Consider the following 20,060-nt stretch of genomic DNA (forward strand, 5'->3'; position numbering starts at 1 on the left):
CAAATAGGCAAATTAGTTCAAAATCCGACCTATCGATAGGAGTAGGAACAAAAATTGGCCGCAAATGTGCGCAAAAAGGGGGTATCAAACAGGGGTTTAACGCCACATTAACCAGACTGGACTGACCTTGATCTCACAGAGGCGGCAAGTGCAGGCAAGGGGCCAGCAACACCGCCCGCGAATTCAACCACGATGCTTGAAAGGCCCGACGATGACGATGACGGGTACCATATGCGAAGTGGCTGGAACCAATGTCGGAGTGGGGTGCCGGCGGCGGAAGGCGGGCCTTGTGCTGGCGGTTCTTCTGCTGGCCGGGTGCCCCGGCACCACGGTTCCTCCTGAAACGCAGACCGCCGGACCGACCGCCATGGCCGTTCCGGTGCCGAAGACGAAACCTGCTCCTCCGCGCGTCAAGACCGCGGGCAAGGATCAGGCGGCCACGCCAGCGGTGAACGGTCCGGGGACCGGTCCCGCCGCCGAGGTCATCGCCATGGCTGGAACAGAGGTGGCGGGGCTGCCCCCCGTACCGTTCGGCGGCGCCAGCCCGCCCGCCACCCTGTCCCCCGAAACGCTCGTCGGCCTGGACCAAGTCCAGACCCGGCGTCTCCTGGGCACCCCTGCCGCAACGGAAGAGGCGCCACCTGCAAAGGTGTGGCATTACGCTAAGGGCGACTGTTCGCTCAAAGTCTTCTTCTTCATGGACATGACGTCCTCCCAGGACTTCCGTGCCCTTTCCTACGATATGAAGAGCAGCGAAAATGTCCCAGATGTCGATAAACGATGCTTCGCTCAACTCCTTGCCCAAGGCTGGGATGTCCGCAATGACTGAGGCCGCCGTCGCCCGCGTGGCGCTGGTCGACGACGACGACCTGTTCCGCGAATCCCTTAGCCTCAACCTCGCCGATGAGGGGTATGAGGTCGTCACCTTCGACCGTGGCGAACCCGCGCTCGACTTCTTCGCCGAGGGCGGTTCGGTGGATATTGTCCTGCTGGACTGGCGCATGCCGAAGATGGACGGCATCGACGTCCTCCGCCAGATGCGTTCCCGCGGCATCGACCTGCCGGTGATCTTCCTCACCGTGCTGTCGGACCAGATTTACGAAGAGGCCGCTCTGGCCGGCGGCGCGCTCGACTTCGTTGAGAAGTCGCGCAGCCTGTCCATCCTGCTGAAGCGCATGCGCCTCATCGTGGACGGCTCCAAAGGCACGCCCGAGGAGGCCGAGGGGCCGAAGGAGTCCGTCTATGCGCTGGGCAATCTCGACCTGCGCCTGGACAACAGCCGCGCCCTGTGGAACGGCAAGCGCATCGACCTGACGCTGACCGAGTTCAACATCGTCAAGCTGATGGCGACCCGTCCGGAAGAGGACGTGTCGTACCGCGAGATCTACGACCTCGTTCATGGCAAGGGCTTCCTGGCCGGTTACGGCCCGTCGGGCTACCGCGCCAACGTCCGCGCCTTCATCAAGCGTATCCGGCAGAAGTTCCGCGTGGTGGATGCCGAGTTCGATTGCATCGAGAACTATCCGGGCTTCGGCTACCGCTGGGGCAACGGCACCGGTGGCACGGGCCGCACGCGGGATGACGACGCGGATGTGATGGTCGATGGCGCTGCTGCCGATTGAGGCCCATGGGCCCGACGGGGGGCCGGACGGCGCGCGGGACGGGGCGGAACTCACCAAGGGAGGCTTCTCCATGGCGGGTTTCCCCGGCGGCCGGTTGCGGTGGCTGTGGCACTCGCTGGCCAGCCGGCTGGCGCTGCTGACCATCGTCTTCCTGGCGGTCCCGGTGCTGATCTACGATCAGTTCCAGCGGGCCGACACCACGACGCAGACCCTGCTGCTGCAAAGCGCGCAGCGGCAGGGCGAGCTGATCGCCCGCGCGCTGGAGCCGGACCTGTCCCGCGCCAACCGCGCCGCCCTGCCGCAACTCGGCCCCATCCTGCGCCGCTTCGCGGACGGGAACACGCGGCTGAAGCTGCTGGTCCGGCCGCGCGCCCTGGCCGGCAACAACCTGATGGGCAGCGACGGCTTCTACTACGTCGCCGCCGCTCCGTCGGTGCCGACCGACGATTTGGACGCCGAGCGGCACCAACTCCTTGAACAGGGGGTTCTGGATCGGCTGGGCGCTTCCTGCGCCGGGAACGAACCGCTGGCCTTGCGCCTGCCGCGCGCCTCCGGTGGCTATGAAATTCTGACTTCGGTCACGCCGATCAACACCGCCTTCGGCTGCTGGGCGCTGGTGACCAGCCACACCGCCGGCGGCTATCTGGAATCCTCCCTGGGACGCCCCTATTGGAGCACGCCGGTCGTCCAGGCCGCGGCGATGATCTACATCGTCATGGCGGCGCTGGTGATGGCGGTGCTGTTGGGCGTCTGGCGCAACCTGCACCGTTTCGGCGACTTGGCGCGCGACATCGTGTCGGGCGGAATCGGTGAGAGCGGGCAGGGGTCCTTTACCAACCGGAACACCGTGCCGGAACTGTCCGGGGTGGCCGAGGACTTCGACCGGCTGGTCGACACCCTGCGCGAAAGCGCGCGGTCGCTGCGCCGCGCAGCCGAGGACAACGCCCACGCCTATAAGACGCCCATCGCGGTGATCCGCCAGTCGGTGGAGCCGTTGCGCCGCTCCCTGTCCGCCGAGGACAACCGCAGCCAGCGCGCCCTGACCATGATCGAGAAGTCGGTGGACAAGCTCGACGGTCTGGTTTCCTTCGGGCGGCGCATGGACGAGGCCGCCGCCGACCTGCTGGTTCCGCCGCGCCGCCGGGTGGACCTGTCCGATCTGGTCGAGCGTATGGCCGGCGGCTACACCAGCCTGCTTGCCGAACGGCAGCTCCACATGCGCTCGCGTATCGAATCCGAGGTGGTCGTGCGGGCCAGCGAGGACATTCTGGAAACCGTCATCGAGAATCTGGTGGAGAACGCCGTCAGCTTCTCCCCGCCGGACGGCACCGTCAGTGTGCGCCTGTCGCGCAACGGCGCTTGGGCTGAACTGGTGGTCGAGGACGAGGGGCCGGGCGTCGACCCGGCGAACCTGCCGCGCATTTTTGAACGTTACTTCTCCCAGCGCGAGCCGGGACGGGGCATGCCGGAGGACGCGGTGGCCCAGAACCAGGCCGAGGCGACCCATTTTGGCATCGGCTTGTGGATCGTGCGACGGAACATCGAAGCGTTCGGCGGAAAGGTCCGCGCCGAAAACCGCTCCACCGGCGGCTTCCGCATGACGGTGACGCTGGCGGTGGCCTGACGGGCGGGGCGCCCTGTACGCGCCCCTCCGTAGGGGTGTGGCCGGACCGTACGTCCGGTCACACGTACGGAACAGCATTGTCCCTTATCCTGACCTTGCTCCCGCCCCAATCGGGCGATACCGTGCGCCGCGACCTTCCAAGGGCCCCCCAAAAGGGCAAGGCAGCCCCATGCACGTCATCGTCATTTATGTCCTCGCGGTCTCCGGCCTTCTGGCGCTGGTCAGCCTGCTTCCGCCACTGGCAGCGCGGCTGCGGGTGCCCTACACGGTTCTGCTGGCCGCCGTGGGCGTGGCCCTGGGATTGGCGATCCAGACCTTCGCCGGGCAGGGCGGCACCGGCCCCTTCCATGATTTCCTGAATTCCCTGGCCGAGATGGACATCTCGTCCGAGGTGCTGATTTACATCTTCCTCCCGGTGCTGCTGTTCGAGACGGCGCTGGCGGTGGACGTGCGGCGACTGTTCGACGATGTGTGGCCGATCCTGCTGATGGCCGTGGTGGCGGTGTTCGTCTGCACCTTCGCTGTCGGTTACGCGCTCAATCTCTTCACCTCGATGGGGCTGGTGGCCTGCCTGCTGCTGGGGGCGATCGTCGCCACCACCGATCCGGCGGCGGTCGTCAGCATCTTCCGGGACCTTGGCGCGCCGCGCCGCCTGACCATGCTGGTCGAGGGCGAAAGCCTGCTGAACGACGCCGCGGCCATCGCGCTGTTCACGCTTCTGCTCGGCATGCTGACCCGCAACGCCCATGGTGGGGCGACCGAAGCGGCGATGGAGTTTCTGCGCGACTTCGCGGGCGGCGTGGCGACCGGCTATGTCTGCGGGCGCGTGGTCTGCATGGTCGTCGAGCCGGTGCGCGACCAGCCGATGGCCGAGATCACGCTGACCGTGGCGCTCGCCTATCTCAGCTATGTGCTGGCGGAGCATTACGTCGGCGCGTCGGGCGTCGTGGCGGTGGTCACGGCCGCGCTGGTCGTCGGCTCGGTCGGGCGCACGCGCATATCACCGGCCACCTGGGGGGCGCTGGAGCATGTCTGGAAGCAGCTCGGCTTCTGGGCGAACTCGCTGATCTTCCTGATGACGGCGCTGCTGGTGCCGCGCCTGCTGGGGGGCATCGGCTGGAGCGACGTCGGGCTGGTGCTGGTCGTGGTCGGAGCGGCCACGGTGTCCCGCGCGCTGGTGCTGTTCGGTCTGCTGCCGCTGCTGTCCGGCGCCGGTCTGGCCCAACGCGTCAGTCACCCCTATAAGACGGTGATGCTGTGGGGCGGCCTGCGCGGCGCGGTGTCGCTGACGCTGGCTCTGGCCGTCACCGAGAACGGGCGCGTGCCCGACCGGGTCCAGGGCTTCGTCGCCGTGCTGGTCACCGGCTTCGTCTTCTACACGCTGTTCATCAACGGCACGACGCTGCGCGCCGTCATCAACCTGCTCGGCCTCAACAAGCTGTCGCCGGTCGAACACGCCATGCGCAACCGCGCGCTCGCCCTGTCCCTGGCCGGCGTGCGCGAGCGGGTGGAGGGGCTGGCCCATCGCTACGAAGTCGACGAGCAGGCCGTCGCCTCCACCGTGTCGCAATACAGCGACCGGCTCGACGCCATCCTCCGGGAGCAGTCGACCGAAGCGCCGCTGAACAACGAAGACCGCGTGACCATCGGCCTCGTCATCCTCGTGAATCGCGAGGAGGAGCTGTACTACGAACACTTCCGCGAGGGCATCCTGTCGCGCGGGGTGGCGGAACTGCTGAACCGCCGGACCGGGCGCCTGCTCGACGCGGTGAAGGCCCAGGGGCGCGCCGGTTACCGCGCCTTCGAGGAGCCTTTCATCTCCTTCACGCCCTGGATGCGGGTCGCCAGCCTGCTGCACCGCCGGCTGGGCATCCACGCTCCGCTGGCCCGCCGGCTCGCCTTCCGCTTCGAGATCCTTTTGGGCGTGCGCACCGTGCAGCGCGAGTTGCTGGAGTTCATCAACGACAAGGTCGGGCAGGTGCTGGGCACAGACGTCGCCTGCGAACTGGAGGGCATCCTGACGGTGCGCCTCGCCATGGTCGAGCAGGCGCTGGCGGCGCTGAAGCTGCAATATCCCGACTACGCGCTGATCCTGCAGAGCCGCTACGTCAGCCGCGCCGCCCTGCGGCTGGAGGAGGCGGACTACCGGGCGCTCTTCGCCGAATCGATCATCAGCCAGGAGATCCTGAGCGACCTGCAGCGCGATCTGGATGACCGCCGCCGCGCGCTCGACGCCCTGCCGAAGCTCGATCTGCGGCTGGATCTGATGGACCTCGTCGGGCGGGTGCCGCTGTTCAAGGGACTGGAGGGCGATCGCCTGCGCGGCATCGCCACCCTGTTGAAGCCGCGGCTGGTCCTGCCTGGGGAGACCATCGTCCGGCGCGGCGAGCGCGGCGACGCCATGTTCTTCATCGCGTCCGGCGCCGTCGAGGTGTTGGTTCCGGGTCTGGACGAGCCGGTCCAGCTCGGCACCGGGGAGGTGTTCGGCGAGATGGCGCTGCTGACCCGCCAGCGGCGCAACGCCGATGTGCGTGCGATGGGCTATTGCCAACTGCTGGTCCTGGATGTGAGAGACTTCCATCGGCTGGTGAAGAAGGACGCAAGCCTGCGCGCCCATCTTCAGTCGGTGGCCGAGGCGCGGCGCAACCCGCCGCCGAAGCCGCCCGAGGCCGTTCAGGAGGTTGCGACCCCGCTGGCGGACCCGCCTGCCGTGGTCGAGGCCCCCGCCGCCGAAAGCGCGCAGGCACGGGGATAGGAGACGACGAGAGACGATGACCGTGCAAGCGACCACCGCCGCCGCGGGCGGGCGGCCCGATTGGGTGCGCCTGATGCCGGGCGTCTTCGTCCTGCTGTGGAGCACCGGGTTCATCGGCGCCAAATACGGCCTTCCCTACGCGGAGCCGCTGACCTTCCTGCTGGTCCGGCTGGGGCTGGTCGCCGTGATCCTCGGCCTCGTCGCCCTGGTCACCGGCGCGCCCTGGCCGAAAAGCTGGGCCGAAGCCGGGCGGATCGCGCTGGCCGGGCTGTTGGTGCACGGCGTCTACCTGACCGGCGTGTTCTGCGCCATCGCCAAGGGCATGCCGGCGGGGGTGACCGCGCTGATCGTCGGCATCCAGCCGTTGCTGACCGCCGCACTCTCCGGCCCGCTGCTGGGCGAGCGGGTGAGTGGACGGCAATGGGTGGGCTTCCTGATGGGGCTGGCCGGTGTGGGGCTGGTGGTGGGCGAGAAGCTCCACTTCGACTCCACCGACGCGCTGGGCATCGGGCTGGCGCTGGCCGCCCTGCTGGGCATCACCTTCGGCACGCTCTACCAGAAGCGCCACGGCACGGCGATGGACCTGCGCAGCGGTGCCGCCATCCAATACGCCGCGACCGCGGCGGTTCTGGCGGTTCTGGCTCCGCTGTTCGAGACCATGCACATCGATTGGACCGGCGAATTCGTCTTCGCCCTGCTGTGGCTCAGCTTCGTGCTGTCGGTGGGAGCGATTTTCCTGCTGTTCCTGTTGATCCGGCGCGGTGCGGCGGCGCGTGTGGCGAGCCTGTTCTATCTGGTCCCGCCGGTGACGGCGGTGATCGCCTGGGCGATGTTCGGGGAGCGGCTGGGGCTGCTGGCCCTGTCCGGCATGGCGCTGGCGGTCGCCGGGGTCGCCCTGGTCAACCGCAGTGCCATCAACCGGGGCGCCAAGCGTGCGCCCTGACGCCGTGCGCATTGCCTCGGCGGGGCGCTCCGACTATGCTTTCCCGCACCGGCAAAAGATCCAGCGGTGTCCGCTGGTTCAATCACGCTTCGGCAAACCACATCGGAAGTGAGTGTCATGGACGGCCTGGAGCCCATCTCGCTCGATGACAACCAGACCCTGCAGGCCATCGGCATCCTGGCCGATGTCCTGGACGGGGTGGACGGCCCCGGCGGGCTGGACACGGTTCTGGTTTCCAAGGCGCTGCGGCAGGTGATCGCCACCAAGTCCCAGCCGGCCTTCGAATTCGCCACCCGCGCCTTCAACACACTCGACGCCGACGTGCGGCGTCAGGTGGCGGAGACCGCCGATCAGGCGGCCCACGATTCGGTCGAGCTGCGTGCCCGCGTCGGTGGCTTCCTGGCAACCTCGGCCAAGGCGCCGGGGTCCGGCGGCCCGGCCACGCCGGCGCAGGCCACCAGCTTCCTCAACGCGCTCAATCTGCGCAACCGCCGCCGGTCGCCGCAGTCGGAGTGAGCCGGCTCAACTCCGGTCAGATCACCTGGGTGTAGCGGTTCGGCTGGCCCTCGGCGGACCAGCGGGCATGGATTTGCCCCTTGCCGTCGAAGATCAGCGACAGCCAGTTGCGCTGCCGGATGATGCGCTTGCCCGATTCAGGAAAAGCCGGCATTTCGAAGACATAGCCGTTGGGCAGGGTTTCCTTGCGGCCGGCCAGCCATTCCAACGCGAAGGCGGTGGCCTTGGCGGGCGGCGGATGGACGACCCCCGACGCGATGAGCTGCCAGATCTCCACGCCGCCGCCGCGCAGCACGGCCCGCGCACCCGCGTGGATTTCGCCCGATACGGACGTCACCCGGCACCCGGTGCGCCGTGAGAATTCCGCCAGCAGGCCGATCAGGCGCAACCACTCCTCGGCGTGGGCCGGGCTGCGCCATTGGTCGCGCAGATCGTCCTCGATCCCGACGCGGACGGGCGACAGGCCGACCGCCCGCTCCATCACGCCGGTGTCGAGGTAGAGCAGCGGCACGCTGGACATCAGAATCAGGTGGCGGCAGCCCTTGAAGCGTTCCAGCCACTCCGGCAGGGCCTCCCACACCCGGTCCGAGAGAACGCGGCGGGGGGTGCGGTCGCTGCGCATGTCCAGCGCCAGAACGCCAACATCGCCGAGCCGGAACCCCTGGCTGAAGGAGTCCATGGGCGCCCCCCACACGCATTCCGGCTGGGCGCCCTCCATGGCGGCAAGCTGGAACAGCGAGAAGTGGCGGCGGGCGGCCGCGTAGACGCCGCGCCAGGCCGGGGACGTCATCTCCTCGTCCGGGTGGGAGCCCCAGCCATCGAAGATGTCGTGGTCGTCCCACATCATCACCGAGGGAATGCGCGCCGTGACCGCCGCGGTTTCCGGCTGGCCCCAGACCCGCAGATAGAGGTCGAAGTAAAAGTCTTCCGCCTCTTGCGCCATGGCGGGAGTGAAGGGCTCGTCCAGGCGGGCGGCGTCGGTCCGCTTCTTCCAGGCGCTGAGCAGCGGCGGCCGGCGCCACACCGCGTCGGCGTAGAGCTGGTCGCCGCCTTGCAGCAGCAGATGGAAGCGTTCGCTCTCATGGCGGCGGCGCAGGTCACCCCACAGGGCGTTGCGCGGCGCGTCGAGCCCGGCGATCTTCTCCTCGTCCTCCGCCCCGTTGCAGGAGACGTAGGCGATCCGCGGCGACGAAGCGCGTCCGGGGACGGTCACCGCCCAGGTGTCCCCCGGCGAAGCGCCGTCGGTGAAGCCATAGGCGGCCTCGACATCACGCACGCCGCGCGGAATGGCGAAATCGAAACGCCAGACATGCCGGTTGCCCCATTGGGCGAGGTGGCGGGGCGGAACGGGCAGGGTCACGCCGTCCACCCGCAGATCGTAGGGTTCTGCGTCGCCGTCCAGCACGAAGAGGGCGGACAGCCACCAACGGTCGCCTTGCTCTCCCCGGAAATAAAGGACGGGACCCAGAATGATGTTCGGTGCCGGCCTGCCGCGCGCCATGGACGCTGTTCTTCCTCTTCATTCCTGCCGGTCCGGGCGCCCATGGCCCAGCTTCCGTTTCTGCGGCTCCTGTTTATGGGAAAAGCCGCCGGTCTGTAAAAGGGGCAAGCGTTGATCCGAAGGGGGAGGCCGCGTGGAAATGCGGAAGCAGCCACGGCCGCGGCGGAAAACCGGGGTGCGGGCAAAAAAAGCGGGCGGCCGGGTCGTCCGGTCGCCCCTCATGTGACGATGGAACGCGGGAATCGGGGGGGCTAGTCCTTGCGGCGCTGCCTCAGCAGTTCGAGCATGCGCGCCGGTACCGGCTCTTCCAGCACGGGATCGTAAAGGCGGTGAAGCTCCTCCACATGGCTTCTGTGGAAGGTCACCACGGCCTTCGCGTCGGCATCGTCCTCTACGGACTGCTCGAACTCCTGACGCTCCTTATCGTCCAAGGCACCGTCAAGATATGCGTTGATATGGTTCATCGTCACACGCTTCATATCTTTTGATCCCGGAACGTCTCCGGAGGCCATCCCCCTGAGACGGAAACGATCCGCGACGCAGAGTTCAATATAGTGCGGCGGGCACGGCGTCGGGAGTGGTGACTTACCTCTTCTTATGGGGATGATGCCGATACCGCCAAATGGGTGGCGAAGCGTACCCGATCGTTCCCCGTGGATGTTCGGCCACTCCGCAGCAGCCATACTCGTTTCACACGCGGGATGTAACAGCCGCTCCCGTCGGTTGTTCCGGCGCCGGATTGTCCGATGCGATGGAAGAATCAACCTGTTGTACGGTTGCCATACCCCGCGGCGCATTCCCTGCCGTGCCCTAGGCGGCCATCAGGTTGTTCAGCCGCTCGCGGGCCCGGCACAGGCGGGACCGGATGGTGCCGATGGAGACGTTCAGCTTCTCCGCAGCCTCCTGGTAGGGGCGGCCTTCGATAGCGACCAGCTTGACCACTTTGCGCTGGCTGGGGGTGAGGGCGCCGAAGGCACGGTCCACGTCGCGGAAGACCAGCCGGGCGATCTGCGAGGCCTCGACCGACATGGCGCCGTCCCAAAGTTCGACCTTGGTGACGTGCTTTTCACGCTGGAGGTTGTTGAAATGCAGATTCTTCAGCATCGTGGTCAGCCAAGCCTGCATGTTGGTGCCGGGCTCGAAACGATGCTGGCGGGACAGAGCGCGGGCAAGACAGTCCTGGGTGAGATCCTCGGCGGCGCTGACGTCGCGGGTCAACTTGCAGGCATAGCGCTGCAGGTTCGGCATGCAACGGATCAGTTCGGATTCGAAACAATACGCCATTGTTGCTCTTCCTCCAGCTTCTCTTCATTCGGCGGGGCTGCCGGTCCGTGGTGACGGCGCCCCCGTCCCGAGAGTTCAGTTCGCGGGATTCCGGCTCCCGAGGCTTCGGTGGGAGACGATCCCTCTTTCGGCGCGCCCAATTTTCGACGCGTGGTCCCTTCCGGCGCCGGTCCTGTGGCCGTGCCGGTTTTTGTGATTCTTGTCGGTGGGTTAAAATGCGGTGGTGCTGCCTAGCAGTGTCCGGGCATCGGTCCGGCGCAGCACAATGAGCAGTTCGTCGTCATCAACGGTCTCCCGCTCTCCAGCCTGGGCAACTCCAAAGCGTTGATGCGCTTCGGTGTTGCTCCCGTTCGTGGTGACGTTGAATTCATAACGCGGTGGGAAGAGGCTTGTTCCCCGGCGGCCACAGCCGAAAACATCTTAGGAGGAGAAGTGTTTGGAATGTGGGGGTCATCCAAACGGATGGTGGAACTGCCCGAAGGGGGATTTCAGGCGCCAGGGCCGGGTTTGCGCGGCCGCGATTCCAGGCGGCGCAGGAATTCGCCCATGATGAGGCGGTACAGGCCGTCCTTCAGCTTGGCGTCCTCGACGCCCAGGTCGATGCTGGGGTTGTCGTTGATCTCGATGACGAAGACGCCGCGCTCGTTCTGCTTCACGTCCACGCCGTAGAGCCCGTCGCCGATCAGTCCCGCCGCCTTCACCGCGTTCTCGATGACCTCGCGCGGCGCCTCCTCGACGGCCAGCGTGCGTGCGGAGCCCTGCTCGGCCCGGCCATTGCCGCCGTGCTTGACGATCTGCCAATGCTTCTTCGCCATCAGATACTGGCAGACATAGATCGGCTGCCGGTTCAGCACGCCGACGCGCCAGTCGAACTCCGTGTACATGAACTCCTGGGCCAGGATCACGTCGGACTGCTCGAACAGGCTTTCCGCCGTCGCCTCCAGCTCGCTGCGGGTCTGCACCTTGAAGACACCGCGGGAGAAGGAGCCGTCCGGGATCTTGAGGACGATGGGGTAGGGGATATCCTGATCCAGCGTCGCCAGCCCGCGCTTGTCGAAGATCACCGTCTTCGGTGCCGGGATACGATTGGCGCGCAGCAACTCGGCCAGATAGACCTTGTTGGTGCATTTGAGGATCGAGTTCGGATCGTCGATCACCGGCATGCCCTCCGCCGCCGCCTTCTTGGCGAAGCGGTAGGTGTGGTGGTCGAGATTCGTCGTCTCGCGGATGAACAGCGCGTCGAACTCGGCGAGGCGGACGTAGTCCTTCTTCTCGATCAGCTCGACCGCGATGCCCAGGCTTTCCCCGGCCTTCACGAATTTCTGGAGCGCGCGCGGGCTGGAGGGGGGAAGCTCCTCCTTCGGGTTGTGCAGGATCGCCAGCGTGTAGCGCGGCGGCGCTTTCGCCGCCGGCTCCCGCCAGGAGGTCCGGGTGTAGGCGTCAAGCGCCGCCTGGAACAGCGGTTCCTGGTCGGGCCGAAGGTCGGCCAGCGACAGCGGCTCCAGGGCATGGACGGTCCAGCCCTCCTTCAGCCGCACCTGAACCTTCAGCAGGGGGCAGCGGAACCGATCGAAGATCGTCCGGGCGATGTCCTGGAACCGGGCGTCGTCGGCGTGGCCGAAGAAGAGGGTGAGGTTGAAGGAGGCTTCCGGCGGGTGGTCCATCCGCTTGATGGCCTTGCGCAGCGCCTCCTCCACCTCGGCCAGCTGGGCGCGGTAGAAGGTCTTCTGCGACAGGTCCAGGATGGTCCGGACGGAGGGGATCACCCGCTCGCCGCGCGCCTCCGCCAGCAGCGAGACGTAGTAGCCGGTGCCCAGATAGCGGTAGCTGCGCGACAGGTTCAGCACCCGCGCGCCGCGCGGCGCCTGCTCCGGGTGGGCGATGTAGTCGCGGGCGCTGATCACCGGCAGCCCGTCCTTCGCCCATTTCACGTCCGCCCGGCGGTCGACGACCAGGAGATGCGCGGGCATCAGTCGGCGGCCCCATCGGAGGCCCGATCAGAGGACTGGGGGCGGAGGAGAAGGGCGGCCTTCAACTGGGCCTTGCCGTAGCGGGCCATGCGCTCGAAGTCGGCTTTCGGGATCGGCATGTTCATCCGGTCGATGTGAGCGTGGTGACGGTCGTACACAAGCGGATCATGAACATAGAGAAAGCGGTCGTCGGCACCGGTCACGACGACCCAATGCGGAAATTTTTCGTGATAGATCCGGTAGGAGCTGATGAGCACGATGGGGATGGCCCCGCCCGCCACGGCGTCGGCCATATCCTGGGCGCTCAGCGTGTTGTGGCGGACGGTGGCGCCGCTGCCCTCCAACTCGTCGAGGAAGTCCTCGTGCACGATGCGCATGACCTCCTTCTTCTCGTCGCTGCGCACGCTGTCCAGGAAGGGGGTGGCGTTGTCCTTGATGTGGATGTCCACCGCGAAGCCGCGCCGCGCCGCCGCCAGCGCCAGCCCGAACGGGCCGCAGCCGCCATGGCCCGAAGTCATGAAGACCGTCGTGGACTCCCGCCACAGCCGGATCTCCAGCTTCCGCCCCAGTTCGATCTCCGTGGGCTTCAGCGCCTTCATCGCCATCATCAGGGCCGACGGGCCGCAGGTGAAGTCCAGGGTCTGCTGGTAGTAGGGAACCAGGGGGCCACCCAGCGGCGCGCTGGGGCCGCTGTGGCCGAGGCGTTTCTCCAGCCGCAGCGCCTCCATATGGTCTTCATAATAATCGGTGTAGACGCCGAACTCGCGGTAGCCGGCCTTCTTATAGAGATCGATCGCCGCGGTGTTGTCGCGCCGCACCTCCAGACGCAGGTAGATGCAGTCCCGCGAGCGGGCCGCCTGCTCCGCCGCGGCCAGCAGCCGCTTGGCGACGCCCCGGCCGCGGTGGCCGGGATCGACGGCGAAGGAGTAGAGCCGGGCGAGCGACGTCCCGGAATGGAAGGACACCAGCGCGTAACCGACGACCGCCCCGCTGTGGACTTCCACAAGTCCTGTGGCCTTGGCTTTCGTGAGCAAATAATGAAAACTACGTCGGGTCAGGCGGTCGGTGGCGAAGCACCGCTCCTCGATGGCCAGCAGCGCGGGAATGTCCGCCGGCTGGGCCTGACGGAGCAGGATGGTGGCGTCGCCGGGCAGTTCCTGGCGGGAGTCCGCGGATACGGTATTGTCGAGCATCGGGAGGTTCAAAGAGGCTGACACGGACGCCATCTTACTCCCTCCAGCGGGGCTTCGCAGCGATTACCGAGCTTCGGTGCGCCGCGGGGATGGTTTCCATTTTGGCACAGCGCGTGTGGCACAAGGGCAAGTCTTGGCTGTTGCTCTGGACGAACGGCCTAGGCAATTCGACAGGCCGATTCGACTGGTTGGCGCAGCGACTTAAACGTTGCTTAACCATGGACCCCGGAAACTGCCGCCGATGGAAGACCGGCTGAATAACCGCCGCTCCAGTTGGCCCTGGAAAGAAGAAAGTCAAGACATGGACGCTCGGTATAAGTCCCGCGAGATCGAACGCCGCAGTCTGGATGTCGACGGGCTGAAGCGCTCGTTTCTGGAGTGGCTGGTTTATTCCGTCGGCAAGGACGCGCGGGCGGCGACCCGGCGCGACTGGTTCCACACCGTGGCGCTCGCCGTGCGCGACCGCCTCGTGGACCGCTGGATGGACACGACGCGGACCTATTACCAGCAGGACGCCAAGCGCGTTTACTACCTCTCGCTGGAATTTCTGATCGGCCGCCTGCTGACGAACAGCCTCGCCAATCTCGGCATCACCGACCAGTGCCGTCAGGCGCTCGACCGCATCGGCCTGAACCTCGACGACGTGGTGGAGGCTGAGCCGGACGCGGCGCTCGGCAACGGCGGCCTCGGCCGTCTGGCCGCCTGCTTCCTCGACAGCATGGCGTCGGAAGCGCTGCCCGGCTACGGCTACGGCATCCGCTACGAGTTCGGCCTGTTCGAGCAGCGCTTCGAGCACGGCTGGCAGGTCGAGTATCCGGAGCAGTGGCTGCAGTTCGGCAACCCGTGGGAATTCCCGCGCCCGGAGGTGCTGTACCCCGTCCAGTTTTATGGCCGCGTCGAGGAGTTCCGGGATTCGGTGGGCGAGCGCGCCTACCGCTGGGTCGACGCCGAGCGCGTGCTGGCCATGGCCTACGACACGCCGGTGGTCGGCTACGGCGGCGACACGATCAACACGCTCCGCCTGTGGTCGGCCCGCGCCACGCGCGACTTCAACTTCGGCCATTTCAACGACGGCGCCTACATGAAGGCGGTCGAGCAGAAGGTGCTGACCGAGAATCTGAGCCGCGTCCTCTACCCGAACGACGCGACGGAGGGCGGCAAGGAGCTGCGGCTGAAGCAGGAGTATTTCTTCACCTCCGCCTCGCTGCAGGACATCCTGCGCCGCTATCTGCAGCACCATTCCAATTTCGACAGCCTGCCGGACAAGGCGGCCATCCAGCTCAACGACACGCACCCGGCCATCGGCATCGCCGAGCTGATGCGTCTGCTGGTGGACCAGCACGGCGTGACCTGGGACAAGGCGTGGGACATCACCCGTGCGACCTTCTCCTACACCAACCACACGCTGCTGCCGGAGGCGCTGGAGGCGTGGCCGGTGCGCATGATGGAGCGCGTGCTGCCGCGCCACATGCAGATCATCTACGAGATCAACGCCAAGTTCCTGAACCGCTCCAAGGCGCGGGCGGCGGGGGATAACGGGCGGCTGTCCCGCCTGTCGCTGATCGACGAGCGCGGCGACCGCCGGGTGCGCATGGGCAATCTGGCCTTCCTCGGCTCGCACAAGGTCAACGGCGTGTCGGCCCTGCACACCGAGCTGATGAAGCAGACCGTCTTCGCCGACTTCCACGCGGAGTTCCCGGAGCGCATCAACAACAAGACCAACGGCATCACGCCGCGCCGCTGGCTGCATCAGGCGAACCAGCCGCTGGCCGCGCTGATCACCAGCCGCATCGGCAACGGTTGGATCAAGGACCTCAGCCAGATCAGCGCGCTGGCCGAGAAGGCTGATGATCTGGTCTTCCGCGAGGAGTTCCGCCGCGCCAAGCGCAAGAACAAGAAGCGGCTGGCCGCCTATATCGCGCGCCAGACCGGGGTGGACGTGCAGGTCGACAGCCTGTTCGACGTGCAGGTCAAGCGCATGCACGAGTACAAGCGCCAACTCCTGAACATCCTCCAGGCGATCGCGCTGTACAACGAGATGCGCGACAACCCGACCGTATCCTGGGTGCCGGTGACCAAGATCTTCGCCGGCAAGGCGGCGCCGAGCTATCACATGGCGAAGCTCATCATCAAGCTCATCAACGATGTGGCGAAGGTGGTGAACCATGACCCGTCGGTGCACGACAACCTGAAGATCGTGCTGCTGCCGAACTACAACGTGACGGCGGCGGAGATCATCATGCCGGCGGCCGACCTGTCGGAGCAGATCTCCACCGCGGGCATGGAGGCGTCGGGCACCGGCAACATGAAGCTGGCCCTGAACGGCGCGCTGACCATCGGCACGCTGGATGGCGCCAACGTCGAGATCCGCGAGCATGTGGGCGAGGACAACATCTTCATCTTCGGCCTGACCGCGGAGGAGGTGAACGACCTGCGGGCCAGCGGCGGCTTCAACCCGCGCGACGTCATCGCGTCGAACCCCAGCCTGAAGCGGGCTCTGGACATGATCTCCACCGGCGTCTTCTCGCCGGACGATCCCCACCGTTACCACCCGATCCTCCAGGCGCTGACCGACGGCGGCGACCATTTCCTGGTGACAGCGGATTTCTCCGACTATTGCCAGGCGCAGCAGGCGGCCATGGACCTCTACCGCGACCAGGAGGAATGGACGCGCAAGGCCATCCTGAACACGGCCAACATGGGCTGGTTCTCCTCCGACCGCACCATCATGGAATACGCGACGGAGATCTGGGACGTGCATCCCGTGAAGCCGGAGCATCCCGCCGAAACCGAGACCTGACGCGGCCCCGTCCGGGCCCGGACAAAAATTGTGCTGCGAAGGCGCGGGCGCTTTACAAGCCCCGCGCCTTTCGTTTATCTAGCGAGTTATGAATCGCTCGCTCGCCATCACCACCACCACTACCAAAACGACCCGCTCCGGCGGGCCGTCGGACGGTGGCGTGCGTTGATCGAGTAAGACGCTTCACCCACCACGAAGGCCCCGCCGGACACGGACGGGGCCTTGGTGCATCTGGGGCCGCCGTCCACGCTCGATCCGGGCAAGACCAAAGGACGGACCACACCCATGAGCACCTCTTCCCCTTCTCCCCGCCGCGTTGCCATCGTTGGTGCCACGGGCGCCGTCGGCCGCGAGATGGTCGATGTTCTTCACCGCCGTTCGTTCCCGGTCGCGGAACTCGGCCTGTTCGCGTCGGAGCGCAGCGCCGGCCGCACGGTCGAGACCCCGTTCGGCGAGAAGACCCTCGTGGCGTTCGACGTCGAGAAGGTGAAGGGTTACGACATCGTCCTGCTCGCCGTGTCCGGTGATTTCGCCAAGGAGCACGCGCCGGCCATCGCCGCCGGCGGGGCGCTGGTGATCGACAACTCCTCGGCCTTCCGCTACGACGACAACGTCCCGCTGATCGTGCCGGAGATCAACGCCCACGCCATGGGCGACGCCAAGCTGGTCGCGAACCCGAACTGCACGACCGCCATCGCCGTCGTGGCGCTCGGGCCCCTGCACAAGGCGTTCGGCCTTCGCCGTGTCATCGTCTCCACCTATCAGGCGACCAGCGGCGCCGGTGCGGAGGGCATGGCCGAGCTTGAGGAGCAGACCCGCAACCAGCTCGACGGCAAGCCGGTCGTCAACAGCGTGTTCCGTCACCCGATCCCCTTCAACCTGATCCCCCAGATCGACGCCTTCCAGGAGAACGGCTACACGAAGGAGGAGATGAAGGTGACCTGGGAGACCCGGAAGATCCTGGAGATCCCGGACCTGCCGGTGAGCTGCACGGCGGTGCGCATCCCGACCTACCGCGCCCATTCCGAGGCGATCACCGTGGAGACGCTGTCCCCGGTCACCCCGGACGCTGCCCGCGCCGTGCTGGCCGACGCGCCGGGCGTGGTGGTGAAGGACGTGCCGGCCGACGGCGTCTACCCGATGCCGATCAACGCCACGGGCCAGTTCGACGTCGAGGTCGGCCGCATCCGCACCAGCCTGATCTTCGGCGACCACGGCCTCGACCTGTTCGTCTGTGGCGACCAGCTCCTGAAGGGTGCTGCGCTCAACGCCGTCCAGATTGCGGAACTCAGCCTGTAAGGCCCATCTTCTGTCTGGGATGGTGAACGAGGGCGTCTCTCCGGAGGCGCCCTTTTTTCATGTCTCGTGGTTGTACGGAAGGCTCGAAAGATCGGTCGATGCATGATGGAGCCGTTGCGGATTTTATCATCCAAGGTTGTAGAGTATTAACGTTTTTACGGCATAACGACGCATCATCGGTGTAATGCGTGACTTTGGAGTTTGAGATGTCGTCGTTTTTGCGCGTTCTGATCATTGCCGCTACGTGCGCCTTGACCACCGCCTGCGCGTCCAGTGTCGACCCGCGTACCACCATGACACCGGATCAGGCCGCCCAGCTCCAACCCGGTCAGATCACCGTCGATGTCCAGGTCCCCGATGTCCGGAAAACCCTTCCCGAGACGCTGCGCACCAACCTGATGAACACCTTGGCGACTTGCATGACAGGTTCAATGCCCGCCAACATCAACGTGCGCGTCGACAACTACAAGGAACAGAATGGCGCGATGACGGTCCTGCTGGGTGACCACGTCACGCTGGTCGGTCTGGTGACGTTCACGGACGCGCAGAGCGGGCGCCTTCTCGGCGAATATCGCGTTTCGGAAGTGACCGCCGGCGCCGGCGTCGTCGGACTCGCGATCCTGGCCGACGCCGAGAATGGTCTGAGCAAGGACTTCTCGGGGCGCATCTGCAAGGAGGTCTTCAAAAGTTAGGGGTTTGGTGGGACGCAAAGCCGCCGGGCTCCCAAAAGGCGCCTGGAACCTGAGCGCTCAGGCTGCTATCTATACGTCCGAACGAAGAGGGCCGTGGGGCGTTCCGCCTCCCGGCCCTCTTCGCCGTTGTCTGCACCGCTGAGTTACGGGAACGCGCATGTCCGAGCTTCTGGACGCTGTTTCCCGGCGTCGAACCTTCGCGATCATCGCGCACCCCGACGCCGGCAAGACCACCCTCACCGAAAAGCTGCTGCTGTTCGGCGGCGCCATCCAGATGGCCGGCGCCGTGAAGGCCCGCGGCGAGCAGCGCCGCGCCAAGTCGGACTGGATGAAGGTGGAGCGCGAGCGCGGCATCTCCGTGACCGCCTCCGTCATGACCTTCGATTACGAAGGGCGCACCTTCAACCTGCTGGACACGCCGGGCCACGAGGACTTCTCGGAGGACACCTACCGGACGCTGACCGCGGTGGACAGCGCCGTCATGGTGATCGACGGCGCGAAGGGCATCGAAAGCCAGACCTTGAAGCTGTTCGAGGTCTGCCGCCTGCGCGACGTGCCGATCATCACCTTCTGCAACAAGATGGACCGCGAGGCCCGCGACCCCTTCGACCTCATCTCCGAGATCGAAAGCTCGCTGGCGCTGGAGGTGACCCCGGCGAGCTGGCCCATCGGCATGGGCCGCGACTTCCTGGGCTGCTACGATCTGATCCGCGACCGCCTGATCCTGATGGATCGCACCAAGGGCGACGAGATCGACGACGGCATCGAGTGCAACGGTCTCGACGACCCGCGCCTCGACGATCTGCTTCCAGCCCACGCGGTGGCGAAGCTGCGCGAGGAGGTGGAGATGGCCCGCGGGCTGATGCCGCCCTTCGACCTGGAGGCCTACCGCGCCGGCCATCTGACGCCGATTTACTTCGGCTCGGCCATCAACAACTTCGGCGTGCGCGAGCTTCTGCAGGGCCTCGCTGAGAACGCCCCGCCGCCGCGCCCCCAGCCGGCGGAGCAGCGCTCCGTGCAGCCCGACGAGGGCAAGTTCAGCGGCTTCGTGTTCAAGGTCCAGGCCAACATGGACCCCAACCACCGCGACCGCATCGCCTTCGTGCGCATCTGCTCGGGCAAGTTCAAGCGCGGTGCCAAGCTGAAGCATGTCCGTTCGGGCAAGCTGATGGCGGTGAACAACGCCGTGCTGTTCCTGGCCCGCGACCGCGAGCTGGCGGAAGAGGCGTGGCCCGGCGACATCATGGGCATCCCGAACCACGGGTCCTTGCGCATCGGCGACACGCTGACCGAGGGCGAGGACCTGCGCTTCACCGGCGTGCCGAGCTTCGCACCGGAACTGCTGCAGCGCGTCCGGCTGGAAGACCCGATGCGCGTGAAGCACCTGCGCAAGGCGCTGGAGCATTTCGCGGAGGAAGGCGCCTCCCAGGTGTTCAAGCCGCTGACCGGGGCGGATTGGGTGGTCGGCGTGGTCGGCCAGCTGCAGTTCGAGGTGCTGGCCGCCCGCATCGAGGCGGAATACGGTCTCGCCGCCCGCTTCGAGGGAGCGGGTGTGGACGCCGCCCGCTGGATCGAGACGGACGACGAGGACCAACTCAAGAAGTTCCTCGACCTCAATCGCTCGGCAGCGGCGGAGGACCATGATGGGGCGCTGGTGTTCCTCGCCCGCAACGCTTGGCACCTGAACCGCACGCAGGAGGATTTTCCGGCCCTGCGCTTCTTGAAGACCCGCGAGCAAAACCGCAAGGTGCACACTGCGGCGTAACGTGCATCCAGAACCATGCGGAACGCGCTGACCATTGGCCGGCATCGCGTTCCGCGTGTTGCTCCGCCCCGCTGATTCGAGTAGCGTTTGCTGACG

General features: G+C 66.4%; 15 protein-coding genes. 10 read left to right on the forward strand and 5 right to left on the reverse strand.

Going from position 1 to position 20,060, the window contains the following annotated elements; translation table 11 throughout:
- Positions 1–289 precede the first annotated feature (289 nt).
- From AMK58_RS17255 to AMK58_RS17280, 6 genes are all read left to right on the forward strand, one after another.
- A complete protein-coding gene (locus AMK58_RS17255; protein ID WP_014197128.1) occupies positions 290–829 on the forward strand; it encodes a hypothetical protein in 540 nt (179 codons plus the stop codon).
- Positions 822–1,622 (forward strand): response regulator transcription factor, encoded by an 801-nt coding sequence (locus tag AMK58_RS17260; protein WP_035676148.1) that lies wholly within the window; start codon positions 822–824, stop codon positions 1,620–1,622. Before AMK58_RS17255 ends, AMK58_RS17260 begins: the two co-directional genes overlap by 8 nt.
- The gene (locus tag AMK58_RS17265; protein WP_079285451.1) at positions 1,603–3,246 is read left to right on the forward strand and encodes a sensor histidine kinase; all 1,644 of its coding nucleotides are present in this window, start codon (positions 1,603–1,605) and stop codon (positions 3,244–3,246) included. The genes AMK58_RS17260 and AMK58_RS17265 overlap by 20 nt, the downstream gene beginning before the upstream one ends.
- A 169-nt stretch (positions 3,247–3,415) precedes the next feature.
- Positions 3,416–6,001, forward strand: coding sequence for a cation:proton antiporter (locus AMK58_RS17270; RefSeq protein ID WP_079285452.1), 2,586 nt, complete (start codon positions 3,416–3,418; stop codon positions 5,999–6,001).
- A gap of 16 nt (positions 6,002–6,017) precedes the next feature.
- Positions 6,018–6,944 carry a DMT family transporter gene (locus AMK58_RS17275; RefSeq protein WP_059399224.1) on the forward strand — a complete coding sequence of 309 codons (927 nt, stop codon included), beginning with the start codon at positions 6,018–6,020 and terminating at the stop codon, positions 6,942–6,944.
- A gap of 117 nt (positions 6,945–7,061) precedes the next feature.
- Positions 7,062–7,460: a hypothetical protein gene (locus AMK58_RS17280; protein ID WP_035676147.1), complete on the forward strand. Its 399-nt coding sequence runs from the start codon at positions 7,062–7,064 to the stop codon at positions 7,458–7,460.
- A gap of 16 nt (positions 7,461–7,476) precedes the next feature.
- Here AMK58_RS17280 and AMK58_RS17285 read toward each other — a convergent pair whose 3' ends face one another.
- From AMK58_RS17285 to AMK58_RS17305, 5 genes are all read right to left on the reverse strand, one after another.
- Entirely contained in the window at positions 7,477–8,961 is a 1,485-nt protein-coding gene (locus AMK58_RS17285; protein ID WP_051140387.1) for an alkaline phosphatase D family protein, read from the reverse strand.
- A gap of 251 nt (positions 8,962–9,212) precedes the next feature.
- On the reverse strand, positions 9,213–9,440 hold the full coding sequence (locus AMK58_RS17290) for an anti-sigma factor family protein (protein WP_236778284.1): 228 nt from the start codon (positions 9,438–9,440) through the stop codon (positions 9,213–9,215).
- 331 nt (positions 9,441–9,771) lie between these two features.
- Positions 9,772–10,245, reverse strand: coding sequence for a sigma-70 family RNA polymerase sigma factor (locus AMK58_RS17295; RefSeq protein ID WP_035676146.1), 474 nt, complete (start codon positions 10,243–10,245; stop codon positions 9,772–9,774).
- Positions 10,246–10,733: 488 nt separating this feature from the next.
- Complete coding sequence (locus AMK58_RS17300; RefSeq protein WP_059399225.1) at positions 10,734–12,215, reverse strand: RimK family protein; 1,482 nt, start codon at positions 12,213–12,215, stop codon at positions 10,734–10,736.
- Positions 12,215–13,408, reverse strand: coding sequence for a GNAT family N-acetyltransferase/peptidase C39 family protein (locus tag AMK58_RS17305; protein ID WP_236778285.1), 1,194 nt, complete (start codon positions 13,406–13,408; stop codon positions 12,215–12,217). Before AMK58_RS17305 ends, AMK58_RS17300 begins: the two co-directional genes overlap by 1 nt.
- A 301-nt stretch (positions 13,409–13,709) precedes the next feature.
- Between AMK58_RS17305 and AMK58_RS17310 the strand changes: the two genes are divergently transcribed.
- From AMK58_RS17310 to AMK58_RS17325, 4 genes are all read left to right on the forward strand, one after another.
- A complete protein-coding gene (locus AMK58_RS17310; protein ID WP_035676143.1) occupies positions 13,710–16,208 on the forward strand; it encodes a glycogen/starch/alpha-glucan phosphorylase in 2,499 nt (832 codons plus the stop codon).
- Positions 16,209–16,493: 285 nt separating this feature from the next.
- Positions 16,494–17,507: an aspartate-semialdehyde dehydrogenase gene (locus AMK58_RS17315; protein ID WP_035676141.1), complete on the forward strand. Its 1,014-nt coding sequence runs from the start codon at positions 16,494–16,496 to the stop codon at positions 17,505–17,507.
- Positions 17,508–17,713: 206 nt separating this feature from the next.
- On the forward strand, positions 17,714–18,199 hold the full coding sequence (locus AMK58_RS17320; RefSeq protein WP_035676139.1) for a hypothetical protein: 486 nt from the start codon (positions 17,714–17,716) through the stop codon (positions 18,197–18,199).
- Positions 18,200–18,356: 157 nt separating this feature from the next.
- Positions 18,357–19,964, forward strand: coding sequence for a peptide chain release factor 3 (locus AMK58_RS17325; RefSeq protein ID WP_035676137.1), 1,608 nt, complete (start codon positions 18,357–18,359; stop codon positions 19,962–19,964).
- Positions 19,965–20,060 lie beyond the last annotated feature (96 nt).

This window comes from Azospirillum brasilense (assembly GCF_001315015.1).
Taxonomy (GTDB): Bacteria; Pseudomonadota; Alphaproteobacteria; order Azospirillales; family Azospirillaceae; genus Azospirillum; species Azospirillum brasilense.